Origin of the sequence: Aurantimicrobium minutum (genome assembly GCF_029892845.1) — a bacterium.
GTDB classification, from domain to species: Bacteria; Actinomycetota; Actinomycetes; order Actinomycetales; family Microbacteriaceae; genus Aurantimicrobium; species Aurantimicrobium minutum_B.
The window spans coordinates 1-15838 of sequence record NZ_JARXVT010000005.1 but is presented as its reverse complement, the minus strand read 5'-3'; the positions used below and the strand labels follow the sequence as shown (position 1 = coordinate 15838).

The window sequence follows — 15838 nt, the reverse complement described above, 5'->3', positions numbered from 1 at the left end:
GGGGCGACCTGGCCGGGTTAGGCTCTTTACTAAACCGCTGGAAGGAATTCACGTGTCCGGAGAGAACCTCACCCGCCTCGAAGCCATCGAACGTGCGAAGAACATCGCCGTAGAAAGCTACGCCGTAGACCTGGATCTCTTGCGAGGTGCTGACGTATTCGGAGCCACCACAACGGTGACGTTCTCAGCAACTGCTGGATACTCCACCTTCATTGATGCGATCACCTTCAGCGTGCACAGCGTGACCCTCAACGGTGTTGATTTGGACCCTGCACAGGTGTCAGACGGCACCCGCATTCAGCTCGATAACCTGCAAGCACACAACTCCTTGACCGTGGTCGCTGAAGCGAAGTACACCAATACTGGCGAGGGTCTTCACCGCTTTGTCGACCCCGTTGACGGTGAGGTGTATCTCTACACCCAGTTCGAAGTTCCTGACTCGCGCCGCATGTTTGCCGTCTTTGAGCAGCCTGATCTCAAGGCAACTTTTCAGTTCACCGTGACCGCTCCCGAAAAGTGGGAAGTCACCAGCAATCAGCCCACTCCCGCACCGGTTAAGCACGATAATGGTTCTGCCACATGGAGTTTTGAGCCCACTCCTCGCATCTCCAGCTACATCACTGCTCTTGTTGCTGGCCCCTATGACGTGGTGCGCAGTGAGCTCACCAGTGCTGATGGACGAGTGATTCCCCTCGGTGTGTTCTGCCGTAAGTCACTGTCGGAATACATGGATGCTGACTACGTCTTTGAAAAGACTCGTCAAGGCTTTGAATACTTCGAATCCAAGTTCGACTACGCCTACCCCTTTGACAAGTATGACCAGCTCTTTGTTCCTGAGTTCAACGCAGGAGCAATGGAAAACGCTGGTTGTGTCACGTTCACGGAAGCCTACGTATTCCGCTCCAAGGTCACCTACGCAATCCGAGAGCGTCGCGTGGTCACCATCCTGCACGAACTTGCTCACATGTGGTTTGGAGACCTCGTCACCATGCGCTGGTGGAATGACCTGTGGCTCAACGAGAGCTTCGCGGAATATGCCTCCACGCTGGCCACAGCAGAAGCAACCGAATGGCATGAAGCCTGGACCACCTTTGCCGTGATGGAGAAGAGCTGGGCATACCGCCAAGACCAGCTTCCTTCCACTCACCCGATCGTGGCGGATATTCCTGACCTCGATGCTGTGCGCGTGAACTTTGACGGCATTACCTATGCCAAGGGTGGTTCCGTGCTCAAGCAACTGGGTGCTTGGGTTGGCCAGGAGCAGTTCCTTGCTGGTGTGGGTCAGTACTTCAAGAAGCACGCCTATGGCAATACAGAACTGAAGGATCTTCTTGTTGAGCTCGAGGCAACTTCGGGCCGCGACCTGACCACCTGGTCCAAGCTCTGGCTGGAAACCGCCGGTGTGAACACTCTTCGCCCAGCGCTGACAACCGACGCGGATGGCACCATCACCGCATTCACCATTGAGCAGACTGCACCCGCAGACTGGCCCACTATTCGCCCTCACCGCATGGCAATTGGTTTCTACAATCTCAACAACGGCAAGCTCGTGCGCGACCACCGCGTGGAGCTCGATGTAGATGGTGTGAGCACAGAAGTTTCTGAGCTTGTCGGGCTCAAGCGCCCTGACCTGATCCTCATCAACGATGACGACCTTGCTTACGCCAAGATTCGTCTCGATGAGGCATCACTGCGTGTGGCTATTGCGAACCTCAAGGACATTGAAGACCCACTAGCACGTTCCCTGGTGTGGGGATCTGTTTGGGACTCCACCCGCGATGCTGAAACTGCCGGTCGCGACTTCATCGACTTGGTTCTCGGCAACATTGCCACGGAGTCCGAATCCACTGTTGTCCGCACCGTCTTGGGACAGCTTCTGCTGGTTGCTTCCAGCTATGTGGATCCTGCTACCCGCGAAGCACAGACCGTGCGCGTGGCAGATGCCTTGTGGACCCTAGCCAAAACAGCAGAAGCAGGTAGCGATAACCAGTTCCAGTTCCTACGTAGCTTCGCAGCCCTTGCCGCAACTGATGAGCACCTCACTCATGTGAAAGAACTGCGCGATGGCAAGATTTCACTCGGTGATCTCGACATCGACACTGACCTGGGTTGGGAACTTCTCATTTCTCTCGCTGCCGGTGGCCACGCCACCGAGGCAGACATCGATGGCTATCTTGCAGAAGACAACACAGCGACCGGTGCACAGTCCGCTGCGCATGCGAAGGCAGCACTGCCTTCGCTGGCTCAGAAGCAGACTGCCTGGAACTCGGTCTGGGTTGACGACGACAAGCCCAACTTGATCGTGCGCGCAACAGGCCTCGGCTTCAATAAGGCTCAGGACCTCGCAGTGCTCGAACCTTTTGTGAAGCAGTACTTCGACTCCATCGAGAAGATCTGGGCAAGCCGCAGCTACGCCATCGCAGAAGAACTCGTCGAGAGCTACTACCCCGCTCCCCTGGCAAACGAAGCACTGGCGCAGGCAACTCGTGACTACCTCGCGAAGAACAACCCTCCTGCACCTCTACGTCGTTTGATCGTGGAGAACTTGGCTGGCACTGAGCGCACACTCGCAGCTCAGGCACGCGACAAGCAAGGATAGAACTATGGATTCCTTCTGGTCATGGGTTGCTGCGGTCTATCACGCAGCAGAGATTCCCTTCAATGTGGCATTGATCATTCTTGTTGCCATCATCTTGCGCGCCATCCTGCTAGCAGTCAGCGACAAAGTCATCAAACGACTGGTCTCTGAGGCCCGCAAAAAGAACGGTGGCGCATCAGACCACATCGGCCCTGTAGGAGTTCCAGCAGGCGTCACAGCCAGTCGTCAGGTGCAGCGCACCAAGACCATGGGAACTGTGTTCCACAACTTCATCACGTGGAGCATTGTCTGCGTCTCGATCATTCAGATCCTGCAGGTCCTCGGCGTCTCGGTGACCGCGATTGTTGCAACCGCCGGTATCGGAACTGCAGCACTGGGTTTTGGCGCTCAGAACATCATCAAGGACGTTCTCAACGGCATGTTCATGGTCTTTGAAGACCAGCTCGGTGTGGGAGATGTTGTTGACCTAGGTCTGGCTTCCGGTGTTGTGGAATCAGTCGGCTTGCGCATCACGACGTTGCGCGGTGAAGATGGCACGATCTGGTTCGTGCGCAACGGTGAGATCGTGCGGGTGGGAAACAAGTCTTATGGTGACCCCAAGCGCTTTGCGGCAAAAACCAAGAAGCCTAGCTCGGCCAAGAAAGCATGAGCGAAGAACTTCTCTCCTTCTATGACGAAGTGGGCGGCGAGCCTGTCTTTGCCAAGCTTGCTCATGAGTTTTACAAGGGCGTAGCCAAGGATCCAGTTCTGAAGGCCATGTATCCCGAGGAAGACTTAGGCCCAGCAGAAGAGCGCCTCAAACTGTTCCTTGAGCAGTACTGGGGTGGCCCCAGCACCTATAGCGACACCCGTGGACACCCTCGCCTGCGCATGCGCCACATGCCCTTCAAAATCAACCCTGATGCACGTGACCGCTGGTTAGGTCACATGGAGCATGCTGTGGACACCCTCAAGCTCCCGCCTCTACAGCGCGAAACACTGCTCGAGTACCTCGAGCGTGCGGCATATGCAATGACGAATACGTTCGAGGACTAGCTACTTCGCTAGCTATTTAGTCAAAATGTGACCGCGCTCGGTCGCAATGCGGGTCCATGCCCCTGACGACGTCACTTGGGCAATTCCAGTTCCAAAGAACCCCAAGCCAAAGCCTGCAAAAGCAACACCAGCTGGGACAGTCTTGGGAGTTTCTGTGTTCTGAACATTGAGTGGTCTGCGCCACACTTCCTCGCGAACAGCAGTGACAATGTTGGTTCCCAAGCCGTTGGCTTTGGCTACCTCTTCGATTCCTGCCTTCGCAGTGAGCTGAAGTTCAATCTCCAACATGGTGCCCAGAGGCGCCCAGCCTGAACGGGGTGGCGCAACACCTGTCCACGAAATACCTGCTTGCCCCACGGGTAAAGGAATAGTGATTTTGTCGTGGGCCAGGCGATCGAGCATGGCTCGAACCTGGACCACCATGTCGAGTGACTCGGTTTCCACGCGCTCGAAGACCCGCAAACCAAGCACAGTAGGAGCGATGTCGAGCAAACCTTGCGGGGTCAGAACCGCCACGTATGCAGCAAGAGCAGTACCTGCACCGACCAGCCAGACATGTTCTGCGCCGAGGCGTTCTGCACGTTCAAGGAAGGTCTGCAGGTCTGCAGAGTCGTGCTCGCTTGCGAGGGTCACCGTATTCGTCATCTCGCAACCTAAACTAGCGAATGAAACACATCTCCACGCACGAGGGACTTATGCAGCCAGAACATATGCACGAAAACATCGAGGCTTTACTCGAGACTCTGCACCTGACCGAAGAACCTGCCGTCAATGGTGAAGACCGTTTTTCTGCGCCCAGCCAATTCATGCCACACGGTCGCGTGTATGGCGGACAGGTGCTTGCGCAGTCCCTGATTGCAGCTTCAAAGACTCTCCAGGATGACCGCCCCGTTCACTCTTTGCATGGATATTTTCTGCGCGCAGGCGACATTACCAAGCCGATCGAGTTTTCTGTTGACCGTATCCACGACGGTCGCTCGTTCTCCACGCGCAGAACACAGGCTTACCAAGATGGTTTACCCATCTTTTCCATGATTGCCTCGTTCCAGGATGAAGATCCTGGTGTGGATCACCAGATGGAGATGCCTTCTGGATTACCAGAACCTGAGTCCTTGCCCACCGCAGGAGAACTTCTTGGTCCCATTGACCACCCTGTGGCACAGTACTGGGCGACGCAACGCCCCTTTGATCTTCGCCACTGTGAATCACCTATCTACATGAGTGTGAAAGGTGAGAAAGTTGCGCATCAAGCAGTGTGGATGAAGGCACTCTCTCCCCTGCCCGATGACCCTCAGCTTCACCGTGCAGCATTGGCCTATGCCAGTGACTACACAATTCTTGAACCGATTTATCGCAAGCACGGCATCCCCTGGGCCACTCCTGGACTCAAAGCAGCCAGCCTCGACCACGCGATGTGGTTCCACCGCACTGGCCGGGTGGATGAGTGGATGCTCTATGTCCAAGAATCGCCGAGTGCTCAGGGCGGTCGCGGTTTATCACTTGGGCGGATTTATTCTCGAGAAGGAATACTTCTTGCTTCTGTTGCCCAAGAGGGCATGGTTCGCGTTCCCGGATTGGACAAGTAATGGCTGCACGTAATCTCACTCCCAAGCTTTCTCGACGCGAAGTGCTGGGCCTTGGCGCAGTTGGAGCAGCTGGAATTGCTATCGGCTTGGCCGGTTGTTCTGCAGAAGAAACGGCAGCGCCAACAGTTGCCACACAGACAGGCGTTGAGGTTGGCAAAGCCAGCGCCGTCCCCGTCAGTGGCGGACTTAACTTCACTGTTGACGACGTCCCCGTGGTTGTCACCCAAGTTACTGAAGGTGAGTTCAAAGCATTTAGTGCTGTCTGCACTCACCAGGGTTGTTTAGTGGGATGTCGCGACAAGGAAATCGTGTGCGATTGCCACGCGTCGTTCTTTGACCCCACCAACGGCAAGGTTCTCAGCGGTCCTGCTCCGACGCCACTTCCCGAAATTCCTATTGAGGTTCGGGACGGCGTGATTTACACCGCGTAAGCGCGCTAGATACTTAGCCCCCTCGACTCACGACTCACGACTCACGATTAAGTACTTGGCAGTCTCTTTTTCGAAATCTTCTTGAGATATTGCTGGCGCAACTTTCGAGCAGACTCAAAGAAATAGAGATCTGACTTTGTCAATGCATTGTCTTCGTCTTTTCCTCTAAGGAGTTCTAGGGTGCAATAAAGATCAGCAGCTTGGAAAAGTCGGTATTCAGATGGTGCAACATTTCTAAATTCAACGTTCAAAAAATATGCATTCATAACAACATTAAGAATTCTGGTGAGTTCCGCTTGGCCATTGTCGTAATAAATGATGACGTTATCGAAACATCGAAAATATGTGCTTAGTTCTTGAAGAAAACCGCCCAGACCTCTGGAAATTGCTGCTTCCAGAGCAAGTCGGTCCTTCACATCTTTCCGCTTGAAAAAGAGTGTCTCATGATAAATTGGCGCGCTACGAACAAATGAAAATAGTCGGTCAACGACTGCCTTGCGAACATTCAGCGAAATATTTCGATATTCCGCTTCGCCCCGAATTGCTGCCCCGCTGTGGACAGTGTGGTCACCCATATCGGTGTATGTGAGATTCTCTTGCTGTACATCCAAATCCTTTTGGAGCAGTTGTTTCTGTTCATGAAAAACCATTGAAACAACGTAATATCCCAGGCTTGACTCGCCGAAGTCCCCCGACTCATCGACGAAAATACTTAGCGTCGACACCGCTACCCCATTCGCCAAAAACAAAATGACGGAGGAAAAATCCCCCGTCATTTTTGTGTAGCGAAGGACTTCCTTCGCCATGATGTGGACCCGGGTCTCGCGACCAGCCCAACGAGATAACTATAACAGGCACCGCTCAAAGCGATGCCTTTGATTTCCAATTTCTCTGGAAATTCAGTTGTAAAGTTTGCTTGACATTCAAGAAGATGTAAAGCATGCTTTACATATGAAAAGTTCACTCCGCGATCTTCGAGCCAAAGCGGAACTCTCTCAAGCAGACTTGGCAGAGTTGTTAGGCGTATCTCGCCAAACAATCAATGCCATTGAAACTGAGAAATACTCCCCTTCGCTTGAACTCGCTGTCCGTATTGCACGATATTTCAAATCAAATGTAGAAGAGGTATTTTATGTTGACTAAACGACGGGTAAACAGTTCAGCAATTCCCGTTCTTCTGGGGATTATCGCCATTATTTTCGGGATTGAATTCCTTGTTTTTCAATCCCCAAATATTTCGATACCAGCAATCATCCTGGGAGTAATTTTGCTGACGCTCAGTTTTGTCGTGAAAAGAAAATCAAGCACTCCCTTTGAGCGTATCTTGATGTTGAACCCCAGGGATGAACGCGAAGCCAAGCAGATTGAGTGGGGATTTAGCCTCGTTGGCAAACTAACCCTGGCCTTGATATTCGCTATTTTCGCCAGCATTCTGTTCTACAGCGGATACGTATGGTACTCAGATGACTTTGGATTCTCCGACTGTTTTAAGCCCCACGGATCAAGTGATTTAGTCTGCTCCCCCACTGCCTTGTATTACTACAGCTACTCATCCGTTTATGTCCTAGCTATTTTCGGAGTGATTGCTATCTTGTCCAGTGTGATAGCCGTAACGCGAAAAGTGAAGTAGCTCCTTCGTTTACCTCAAACCATAAAGTTCCCGTGAAAACTCACGGGAACTTTATGGTTTGTAAACAATTAACTACGGCGCTTGAACGCGATGTTCTCGCCTGTGTAAGGCGCAATCGCTTCACGCTCAATTTCCGTGAGGCGTCGAGGCTTTGTGGTCTTGGCTTCAACGAGCACGATGGTGGTCGTCGCCTTGGCAAAAAGCTGCTGTGGGTTTTCCTCAGTAGCTGTTTGGGTGGGCGAGTAAATCTCGTAACAAACGTCCAGACTGGCACCACCAACGTGGCCGAGCCACATCTGCAAATCAAGCGGTTCACGCATGTACGGAATCGGAGCCAGGTACTCGATTTCTTGATGCGCAATCAGAGTAAAGGTGTCAGCCGTAGGCCCACCTTCAAGAATGCGGGTTGCTAAGTGATCATCTCCGTGACCGGAGTCTCCTGCCCAGAACGCGTGAATACGTGCTTCCTCGAGCAGGCCAAACATGGCTGCGTTGTTCACATGCCCGTAGGCATCCAGGTCAGACCATCGGATACTGGTGGGGATGTGTAAACGCATTGTCATGTCCTAGTCGCGGGTGAGCTTGCGGTAGGTGCTGCTGTGTGGCTTAGCCGCATCGGCACCGAGGCGCTCGATCTTGTTTTCTTCGTACGACTCGAAGTTGCCCTCGAACCAGTGCCAGTAGCTGGGGTTCTCGTCCGTGCCTTCGTAGGCAAGGATGTGGGTCGCAATGCGGTCAAGGAACCACCGGTCGTGTGTGATGACCACAGCACAACCGGGGAACTCGAGCAAAGCGTTCTCAAGGCTTCCAAGAGTTTCCACGTCCAAGTCGTTTGTGGGCTCATCGAGCAGGAGAAGGTTTCCACCCTGCTTGAGGGTTAGCGCCAAGTTCAAGCGGTTGCGCTCACCACCGGAGAGCACACCCGCCTTCTTCTGCTGGTCTGGCCCCTTGAATCCGAAGGTGGAGACATACGCGCGGCTGGGGATTTCGACGTTTCCGACCTGGATGAAGTCCAGACCGTCTGAAACAACTTCCCAGAGGTTGAGGTTGGGGTCAATGCCGCCACGGCTCTGGTCAACGTAGGAAATCTTGACGGTTTCACCAATCTTGACTTCACCACCATCTGCCTCTTCCAAACCCACAATGGTCTTGAACAGGGTCGACTTACCAGCACCGTTGGGACCGATGATGCCGACGATGCCGTTACGGGGCAACGAGAAAGACAGGCCGTCAATCAACGTGCGATCACCGAAGCCCTTCTTGAGGTTCTTGACCTCAAGAACGACAGAACCCAAACGAGGACCTGCAGGAATAACAATTTCTTCAAAGTCGAGCTTGCGGGTCTTTTCAGCCTCCGCAGCCATCTCTTCGTAACGTGCCAGACGTGCCTTGGACTTTGCCTGGCGACCCTTGGCGTTCGAGCGAACCCAGTCGAGTTCTTCTGAGAGACGACGAGCAAGCTTGGCGTCCTTCTTGCCCTGTACCTCAAGACGCTCACGCTTCTTCTCGAGGTAGGTGGAGTAGTTACCCTCGTAGGGGTAGAGGTGACCGCGGTCAACTTCGGCGATCCACTCAGCGACGTGGTCGAGGAAGTAACGGTCGTGTGTGACGGCAAGGACAGCGCCGGGGTACTTGGATAGGTGCTGCTCGAGCCAGAGCACAGACTCCGCATCGAGGTGGTTAGTGGGCTCATCGAGGAGCAACAGGTCAGGCTTTTGCAACAAGAGCTTGCAGAGCGCAACACGACGCTTTTCTCCACCAGAGAGCTTGTCTACGGGCCAGTCTCCGGGAGGGCAACGGAGGGCGTCCATGGCCTGTGCAAGCTGAGAATCAAGGTCCCAGCCGTTTGCTGCGTCAATATCTTCCTGGAGGGTGCCCATCTCAGCGAGAAGGGTGTCAAAGTCTGCATCGGGCTCACCCATGGCGGCAGAGATCTCGTTGAAACGATTGATCTTGCCCATGATTTCGCCAACGCCGTCCTGCACGTTCTGCAAAACAGTCTTGGTCTCATCAAGTACAGGCTCTTGCATCAGGATGCCCACCGAGTATCCAGCGCTGAGTTTGGCTTCACCGTTAGAGGGGGTGTCGAGTCCCGCCATGATCTTCAAAATGGTCGACTTACCAGCACCGTTGGGTCCAACGACACCAATCTTGGCGCCAGGGAAGAACGACATTGTGACGTCATCGAGAATGAGCTTGTCGCCCACTGCCTTGCGGGCACGAACCATGGAATAAATGAACTCAGCCATGGCTCAATTCTAGGTGTTAGCCCAGGCTCTGAACTTCCGTTCCAAGAAGACATCCACCTGTGGCCAAAACCGGCAACACTCGTGAGATGACCTTGGGCGCGACAGGGCCAAACTGGCCAATCAGACATTGCCCACCAAATTGAACTGCAACTTCAGAAGTGTCGGCAGCTAAACCTGCGGCAGTGCGCGAGAAAGTGAACTGCACAGTGGCCGGATCAAAGCCAGCAGCACCAACTGCTTGTGCAACAGCAAAGGAATCTGCTGCAGGATCTGCAGCAAGGGTTTTCTCAATCACCCACGTGAAGTAATACAAGTTGTCTTTTGCGCTGCCGTTGGGCAGAAGCACGGGGTCTTGTGCTGGCTTACTAGTTTCTGTGGTCGTTGCTGTTGCTGTTGAGTTCTTCTGATCATCAGGAGCAGTGGCGGTCGTTGCGCAGGCAGAAAGGGCGAAAACGCTGGAAAGAGCAAGTGCGGCGGCAATAACGCGAGTGTTCACGACTCCCCTTTCTTCCATAACGACAGAACGCCCCCAAGTCTAAAGGGGGCGTTCTGAGTTTTAACTCCAAGCACGGCTTAGAAGCTATGCGGCAACCTTCTTGCGACCTTTGGCTGCAAGAGGAAGGTCCTCTTCGTCGCCATCTTTGTCAGGAATTCCACCCCAGTCATCTTCAGCGACAGAGGAAACCTCTGATGAGGACGAGTTACGGGTGTAGGAAGAAATACCCCAGCTGAGGTCATGACCCAGCGCTTCAGCTTCAACTTCAACTGTTGTGCCGGAGCGATCGGTGTTTTCCCAATCTCGAATGCGCAGCTTTCCCGTCACGATGACGCGATCTCCTTTGGACACAGAGGTTGCCGCATTTTCAGCAAGCGAGCGGAAACTAGAGACGGTGTACCAATTGGTGTCGCCATCAACCCAGCGGTTGCTCGCTCGATCAAAGCGACGCTGGCTGGAAGCCAGACGGAAACTCGTGATGGCGAGTCCCTCGCTTGTAGTGAGGTGACGCGGAGTGGTCGCAACCAATCCGGTGAGGGTGATGTTGTCCGTCATGATGACGTCCTTTCGTTCGTGAATACGTGAACGAAGAATGCGTCAGATCAATCCAAGGCAGCACAAGGTCACCCTCATCTGAGGCGAATGACGAAAGACATAGCCCTGTGGAGGACTAGGAGAAATTAGTCCTTGATGTAGCTCGCGAACGAGGCGCGAACCTTGTTGACCTTAGGCACAGCAACGGCAAGGCAGTAGCCCTGCCCAGGGTTACGGGCAAAGAAGTTCTGGTGATATTCCTCTGCGTCAAAGAACTCGCCCAGGGGCTCAAGAGTGGTGACCAGTCCCCCACCCCAGTACTCGTTGGCGCGATCAATGGATGCTTGGAAGAGTTCTTTCTGTGCTTCGCCGTCATAGAACATGGCGGAGCGATACTGGGTTCCCACGTCATTACCTTGACGGTTGAGCTGGCGTGGATCATGCAGAGTGAAGAACACATCCAAGATGACCTCTGCAGGAATAACTGCCTCGTCAAAGACAACTTTGACGACTTCAGCGTGGCCGGTAGTGCCGGTGCACACTTCTTCATATGTAGGGTTGGGCTTCTCTCCTCCGGCATATCCGGAAATGACATCAGAGACGCCATTGAGACTGCGGTAGACCGCATCTAAACACCAGAAACAGCCACCAGCTACTACGAAAGTTGTCATGGCTCTAGATTAGAGACATCTGAGCCAAGGGGATACACATGAGTACTTTTCTGCTGACGAGCGAAAAGATTGAAACGTCAATCAAGAATGCTGTCGCTTACCGCATTCACTACAACTCGACCGATCTGCATGGCAAGAAGACCGAGTCCACAGGTCTTGTCATCACCCCCAGTGTTGCTGGAAATGACCGCAAGGTTCTTTCGTGGGCGCATGGCACGACCGGTATCGGCGATGCCGGTTGCCCTTCGGCACAACCAGACCCTGCACGCGAATTGGTGAGCTACTTTGATTCCGGTTCTACGACTCAGATTGACTACGGTATCCCGGGACTTCAGAAGTTCCTTGATGAAGGTTGGGTTGTTGTCGCAACCGACTACCAGGGTCTTGGTACTCCCGGAGTTCACCAATACACCGTGAACCGCACCAATGCACTGGACGCCGTGAACATTGTTCATGCTGCTCGCGAGATGGATCTTGGTATTGGAACCAAGTTTGGCTGCATTGGTTGGTCCCAGGGTGGCGGAACGTCAGCTGCAGCAGCTGAACTCGACGCAGCTGCCTATGGCGATCTGGAACTTGTCGGAACTGTTGCCATGTCTCCCGGCGTTCCAGGAGTAGCCGTCAAGCTTCCTGAGACTCAGGCAGCACTTGCCGGCACCGGAACACCCACTCCTCCGGATGGCCACATGTACATGATGCTTGCCTCAATGACTGCTGCTTTCCCGGACACACTGTCCCTCGATGACGTGTTCACTCCCCTGGGCAAGCAAATTTTCCAAGAGAACTACAACACTGCCCCCGTTCACCACTTGAGCGATATTCTCGTGCGCGCCTGGAAGCACCAGGGTGCAATCCTGGACGTCAAGAAGGAGAAACTCCCCATCTGGCTTCCCGCTTTCATCGAGGCCTCTGCTGCTCGTGTGAAGCCGATCGCTCCAGTGCTGGTACTCATTGACGGACAGGACCCCAATGGTCCATGTCCACTGCCCTGGCAGCTGGGATACATCGATGCAATTACGGCACTCGGTGGAGACATTAGCTCCTCGACCTACCCCAACGATGACCACTTCTCACTGCCACAGAGCAGTGTGGACGAGGCACGAACCTGGCTCAACGCCAAGTTCTAGGTATTTACCCTCAATGGCCCCCAGCATGGGGGCCATTGTTCGTTAGATTAGAAACGTTATGGGTTACATCATTGGCTTCCTGGCCGCGCTCTTGTTCGGTTCGAACGGAAGCGTGGTCAAACTCGTCCTCTCCGAGGGCGTCACCGCAGCCCAGATGACCTTCTTCCGCGCCACAGCAACCATGGTGGTCGCCGGCATCGTGTTGTTATTCACCGAGCGCTCTGCCTTCAAAATTGGCTTCAAGCGCTTATTAGCCATGGCAGCACTGGGTGTCCTGGGCGTGGCGATGTTGCAGTGGTTCTATGCACTCGCAATTGAACGCATCCCTGTAGGAATCGCACTGCTTTTCGAATACTTGGCCGTGCTTGCTGTCGCCGTTATTGCGCGGTTCTTTTTCAAAGAACAAGTTCGCGCCAGGCTCTGGGTGGCCATTGTCTTGGTGCTCATTGGCTTGGGCATTGTGGCCGAGATGTGGAATTCGAGTGTTGATGGCCTGGGCATGATCTTTGCCCTCATTGCAGCAGCTTCCTACACGATCTACTTCCTAATCGGTGAACGTGCCCTTAAGGGTATGAACGTTGTGGCGATGACATTCTGGTCAATGCTGTTCGCTTCGCTGTTCTGGTTTTTCTTAAGCGGCTGGCAAGACATGGACTTCACTATGTTCAGCAAGTCCATCTCGTTAACTGGATCACTTGCAGCCGTCTATGTTCCGCTGTGGGCACCCCTGCTCTGGATCCTCACAATGGGGTCTTTCGTAGCGTTCTACATGTCTTTCAAGTCACTGAGCTTGCTCAGCGCCACCTCTGCCGGCATTGTCGCCTCGTCTGAAGTGATCTTTGCCTTCATCGTGGCGTGGCTGTGGCTCGGAGAATCCCTGAGTTTGATTCAAATCCTGGGTGCACTGATTGTCACTGCGGGCATCATCTTGGCTCAGACTGCACGAGGTGGCAAGGTCGTTGACCTTGACCTCGCGATATCAACGGGTGCAATTCCCACCCGAAAGAACTAGCTATAGCTCGGTAGTGAGCGCGAGTGGCATGTGTGCCTCGAGGAACGCTTTCCCAAACGTACCTTCGTTATCAATCAGGGCGTCGAGACCCTTGGGCGCAATCATGACCTCTTTTTGAGGACGTGAGAGCAGGAAGCCGGACTCGAGTAACACATCGAGAAAGGGCATCAGCTTTTCTTGAGCCAACTCGACGAGTTCTTTCTTTGATGTGTCATCAATGAGGCCCAGCTCTTCGGCAACCATCTTCACAGCGATATTGCGGTGGACCGATTCACCTGTGTGAAGGACAAAGAGGTAGGTGTGAGTAATCTTGCCTACTACCTCGATAGTTTCGTCATCCATAGTTCAACCATACCGAGGGTGGGGTAACAGTTCTGGACGGGTAAACTTGTAAGCCAACCCTCCGTAGCTCAGTGGATAGAGCAAGAGCCTTCTAATCTCTTGGTCGCAGGTTCGATTCCTGCCGGGGGGACTTTGTTTGCCCAGAAAATGCTGTGACTATCTGCTCCCCCTATATCTATTAGGAGCCGAACAGTTATCATCGAATCAACACCATCTAGTGCCACATAGGAGTGGATATGAGCAACTACATCGTTACTAACCCTGCAACCGGAGAAGCTGGAACGCCTTTCGCCCAAGCTTCAGATGCACAGATTTCTGCAGCCATTGACGCTGCACACACAACTCACCAGGGCTGGTCCAAGACCACCACTGTGGCTGAGCGTTCAGTATTGATCGAGAAGGTTGCTCAGCTCCACCGCGACCGTCGAGAGATGCTGGCAGAGACGATCGTTCGCGAGATGGGCAAGCCTTACGAGCAGGCTCTCGGTGAAGTCGACTTCACCGCAGACATCTACTCTTTCTATGCCACCAACGGCGAGAAGTTCCTCGCCGACGAAGCCATCCCCGAGTTCGAAGGTGAAGGCGAAGCCTTCATCCGCCGTTCTTCTCTCGGTGTGCTCCTGGGCATCATGCCCTGGAACTTCCCTTACTACCAGGTAGCTCGCTTTGCCGGCCCCAACCTTGTTCTGGGTAACACCATCTTGCTCAAGCACGCTTCACAGTGCCCTGAGTCGGCAGCCGCTATGGAGAAGATCTTCAACGACGCTGGCTTCCCCGCTGGTGCCTACCAGAACCTGTATGCAGACTCGAAGCAGATCGAGGGCGTCATCGCAGATCCTCGCGTTCAGGGTGTTTCCCTGACCGGTTCCGAGCGCGCCGGTGCTGCTGTGGCAGAAACCGCAGGTCGTCACCTCAAGAAGGTTGTTCTTGAGCTCGGCGGTTCAGACCCCTTCATCCTGTTGAGCACCGACGACATGGATGCCACTGTTGAGGCAGCTATCGCTGGTCGTAACGACAACAACGCTCAGGCCTGCAACGCAGCCAAGCGTTTTGTCGTGATCGAAAGCCTCTACGCAGAGTTCTTGGAGAAGTTCACCGCCAAGATGCTCGAGATGACTCCTTCGAACCCCATGGACGAGGGCACATACCTTGGTCCTCTCTCCTCTGCAGGTGCAGCAGACGGTCTTGAAGAGCAGGTCTCTCGCGCCGTCAAGCAGGGTGCAACCTTGCACGCACGTGGTGACCGCAGCGGTACCTACTTCTCCGGTGTTGTCCTGACTGACGTCAAGCCAGGTATGGACGCACACCACGAAGAGTTCTTTGGCCCTGTCGCCATTGTCTACTCGGTGAAGGATGAAGCTGCAGCTGTTGAGTTGGCTAACGACACTCCATTCGGTTTGGGTTCCTACCTGTTCTCCACCGATAAGGCACAGGTCATGCGCGTAGCAAACCAGATCGAAGCAGGCATGGTTTACGTCAACGGCGTAGGCCTCGACAGCCCTGAGCTTCCCTTCGGTGGCATCAAGCGTTCGGGCTTTGGACGTGAACTGGGTCGCTTCGGTATCGAAGAGTTCGTCAACCGCAAGCTCATCCGCATTCTGAAGTAATTCAGAAATAGAGCTACCAAAGATTCCCTGGCCGATATGAACTGCTCCCCAAAAGTTGGACTGATTAATCAGTTTCCAATTTCTGGGGAGTATTTCTTTGAAACCATCTAGTTCACTCACAACTTCTCAACGAGAACAGCTCGTTGATCTCTTTGAATCCGGCCTCGGTTATGTTGCTGCCGCAAGCCGTTACGGATTTTCATCGGCTGTGGTCAAACACTTCCATCGCAGGTGGATGCTTCATGGCAGGCTTTGTCTTGTGGAGAGTAAAACCAAAAGTTCTTTTCCTTTTGAAATCAAAAAGGAAGTAGTCGAACGTTTCCTTGCTGGCGCAACAAAGATGGAACTCGCGGCTGAGTTTGAGTTGCGTTCTGTTCAACTCGTGACCACGTGGACTCGTCAATGGAGAGCAGGTGGGGATGAGGCTTTGATGCCCAAACCCAAAGGAAGACCTGTCGGTTCTTCCACGAGTCCAGCAACGGCCAACGAAGCCGACCAGCTTCGTCAGCAAGTCAAACG

18 protein-coding genes, 1 tRNA gene and 1 pseudogene are annotated in these 15838 nt (G+C 53.8%); 12 read left to right on the top strand and 8 right to left on the bottom strand.

Features of this window, described 5'->3' with window-relative positions; genetic code table 11:
- Nucleotides 1-52 precede the first annotated feature (52 nt).
- From pepN to M2118_RS07125, 3 genes are read left to right on the top strand one after another with little or no spacing between them, the layout of a single operon-like run.
- On the top strand, nt 53-2599 hold the full coding sequence (gene pepN, locus M2118_RS07135) for an aminopeptidase N (protein WP_280795249.1): 2547 nt from the start codon (nt 53-55) through the stop codon (nt 2597-2599).
- 4 nt (nt 2600-2603) lie between these two features.
- Nucleotides 2604-3248 (top strand): mechanosensitive ion channel family protein, encoded by a 645-nt coding sequence (locus M2118_RS07130; RefSeq protein WP_280795248.1) that lies wholly within the window; start codon nt 2604-2606, stop codon nt 3246-3248.
- Nucleotides 3245-3634 carry a globin gene (locus M2118_RS07125; RefSeq protein WP_280795247.1) on the top strand — a complete coding sequence of 130 codons (390 nt, stop codon included), beginning with the start codon at nt 3245-3247 and terminating at the stop codon, nt 3632-3634. The genes M2118_RS07130 and M2118_RS07125 overlap by 4 nt, the downstream gene beginning before the upstream one ends.
- Nucleotides 3635-3646: 12 nt before the next feature.
- Here the strand turns inward: M2118_RS07125 and M2118_RS07120 are convergent, their stop codons facing one another.
- Complete coding sequence (locus tag M2118_RS07120) at nt 3647-4279, bottom strand: hypothetical protein (protein ID WP_280795246.1); 633 nt, start codon at nt 4277-4279, stop codon at nt 3647-3649.
- Nucleotides 4280-4344: 65 nt separating this feature from the next.
- Here M2118_RS07120 and M2118_RS07115 point away from each other — a divergent pair, with 65 nt between their 5' ends.
- Both M2118_RS07115 and M2118_RS07110 read left to right on the top strand, forming a co-directional pair.
- Nucleotides 4345-5220: an acyl-CoA thioesterase gene (locus M2118_RS07115; RefSeq protein ID WP_280795245.1), complete on the top strand. Its 876-nt coding sequence runs from the start codon at nt 4345-4347 to the stop codon at nt 5218-5220.
- Nucleotides 5220-5651 (top strand): ubiquinol-cytochrome c reductase iron-sulfur subunit, encoded by a 432-nt coding sequence (locus M2118_RS07110; RefSeq protein WP_280795244.1) that lies wholly within the window; start codon nt 5220-5222, stop codon nt 5649-5651. Before M2118_RS07115 ends, M2118_RS07110 begins: the two co-directional genes overlap by 1 nt.
- 47 nt (nt 5652-5698) lie before the next feature.
- Here the strand turns inward: M2118_RS07110 and M2118_RS07105 are convergent, their stop codons facing one another.
- Entirely contained in the window at nt 5699-6457 is a 759-nt protein-coding gene (locus tag M2118_RS07105; protein ID WP_280795243.1) for a DUF3800 domain-containing protein, read from the bottom strand.
- A 145-nt stretch (nt 6458-6602) separates the two neighbouring features.
- On the opposite strand from M2118_RS07105, the gene M2118_RS07100 reads away from it, so the two are divergent.
- Nucleotides 6603-6794, top strand: a complete 192-nt coding sequence (locus M2118_RS07100) for a helix-turn-helix transcriptional regulator (protein ID WP_280795242.1) — start codon at nt 6603-6605, stop codon at nt 6792-6794.
- Nucleotides 6784-7281 (top strand): hypothetical protein, encoded by a 498-nt coding sequence (locus M2118_RS07095; protein WP_280795241.1) that lies wholly within the window; start codon nt 6784-6786, stop codon nt 7279-7281. The genes M2118_RS07100 and M2118_RS07095 overlap by 11 nt, the downstream gene beginning before the upstream one ends.
- Nucleotides 7282-7349: 68 nt before the next feature.
- Here the strand turns inward: M2118_RS07095 and M2118_RS07090 are convergent, their stop codons facing one another.
- From M2118_RS07090 to msrA, 5 genes are all read right to left on the bottom strand, one after another.
- Entirely contained in the window at nt 7350-7838 is a 489-nt protein-coding gene (locus tag M2118_RS07090) for an acyl-CoA thioesterase (protein ID WP_280795240.1), read from the bottom strand.
- 9 nt (nt 7839-7847) lie between these two features.
- Nucleotides 7848-9530, bottom strand: coding sequence for an energy-dependent translational throttle protein EttA (gene ettA / locus M2118_RS07085; protein WP_280795239.1), 1683 nt, complete (start codon nt 9528-9530; stop codon nt 7848-7850).
- 16 nt (nt 9531-9546) lie between these two features.
- Nucleotides 9547-10026: a DUF6993 domain-containing protein gene (locus tag M2118_RS07080; RefSeq protein WP_280795238.1), complete on the bottom strand. Its 480-nt coding sequence runs from the start codon at nt 10024-10026 to the stop codon at nt 9547-9549.
- A gap of 84 nt (nt 10027-10110) precedes the next feature.
- On the bottom strand, nt 10111-10581 hold the full coding sequence (gene ssb / locus M2118_RS07075) for a single-stranded DNA-binding protein (RefSeq protein ID WP_280795237.1): 471 nt from the start codon (nt 10579-10581) through the stop codon (nt 10111-10113).
- A gap of 125 nt (nt 10582-10706) precedes the next feature.
- On the bottom strand, nt 10707-11231 hold the full coding sequence (gene msrA, locus M2118_RS07070; protein WP_280795235.1) for a peptide-methionine (S)-S-oxide reductase MsrA: 525 nt from the start codon (nt 11229-11231) through the stop codon (nt 10707-10709).
- A 38-nt stretch (nt 11232-11269) separates the two neighbouring features.
- Here msrA and M2118_RS07065 point away from each other — a divergent pair, with 38 nt between their 5' ends.
- Both M2118_RS07065 and M2118_RS07060 read left to right on the top strand, forming a co-directional pair.
- Nucleotides 11270-12358 (top strand): alpha/beta fold hydrolase, encoded by a 1089-nt coding sequence (locus M2118_RS07065; RefSeq protein WP_280795234.1) that lies wholly within the window; start codon nt 11270-11272, stop codon nt 12356-12358.
- A 58-nt stretch (nt 12359-12416) separates the two neighbouring features.
- The gene (locus M2118_RS07060; protein ID WP_280795233.1) at nt 12417-13370 is read left to right on the top strand and encodes an EamA family transporter; all 954 of its coding nucleotides are present in this window, start codon (nt 12417-12419) and stop codon (nt 13368-13370) included.
- Here M2118_RS07060 and M2118_RS07055 read toward each other — a convergent pair whose 3' ends face one another.
- The gene (locus tag M2118_RS07055) at nt 13371-13712 is read right to left on the bottom strand and encodes a hypothetical protein (protein WP_280795232.1); all 342 of its coding nucleotides are present in this window, start codon (nt 13710-13712) and stop codon (nt 13371-13373) included.
- A 57-nt stretch (nt 13713-13769) separates the two neighbouring features.
- Here M2118_RS07055 and M2118_RS07050 point away from each other — a divergent pair.
- From M2118_RS07050 to M2118_RS07040, 3 genes and pseudogenes are all read left to right on the top strand, one after another.
- Nucleotides 13770-13842, top strand: a tRNA-Arg gene (locus M2118_RS07050).
- A 106-nt stretch (nt 13843-13948) separates the two neighbouring features.
- Complete coding sequence (locus M2118_RS07045) at nt 13949-15319, top strand: NAD-dependent succinate-semialdehyde dehydrogenase (RefSeq protein WP_280795231.1); 1371 nt, start codon at nt 13949-13951, stop codon at nt 15317-15319.
- Between the two features lie 250 nt (nt 15320-15569).
- Nucleotides 15570-15838 (top strand): annotated as a pseudogene (locus M2118_RS07040) (helix-turn-helix domain-containing protein); the annotation flags it as partial.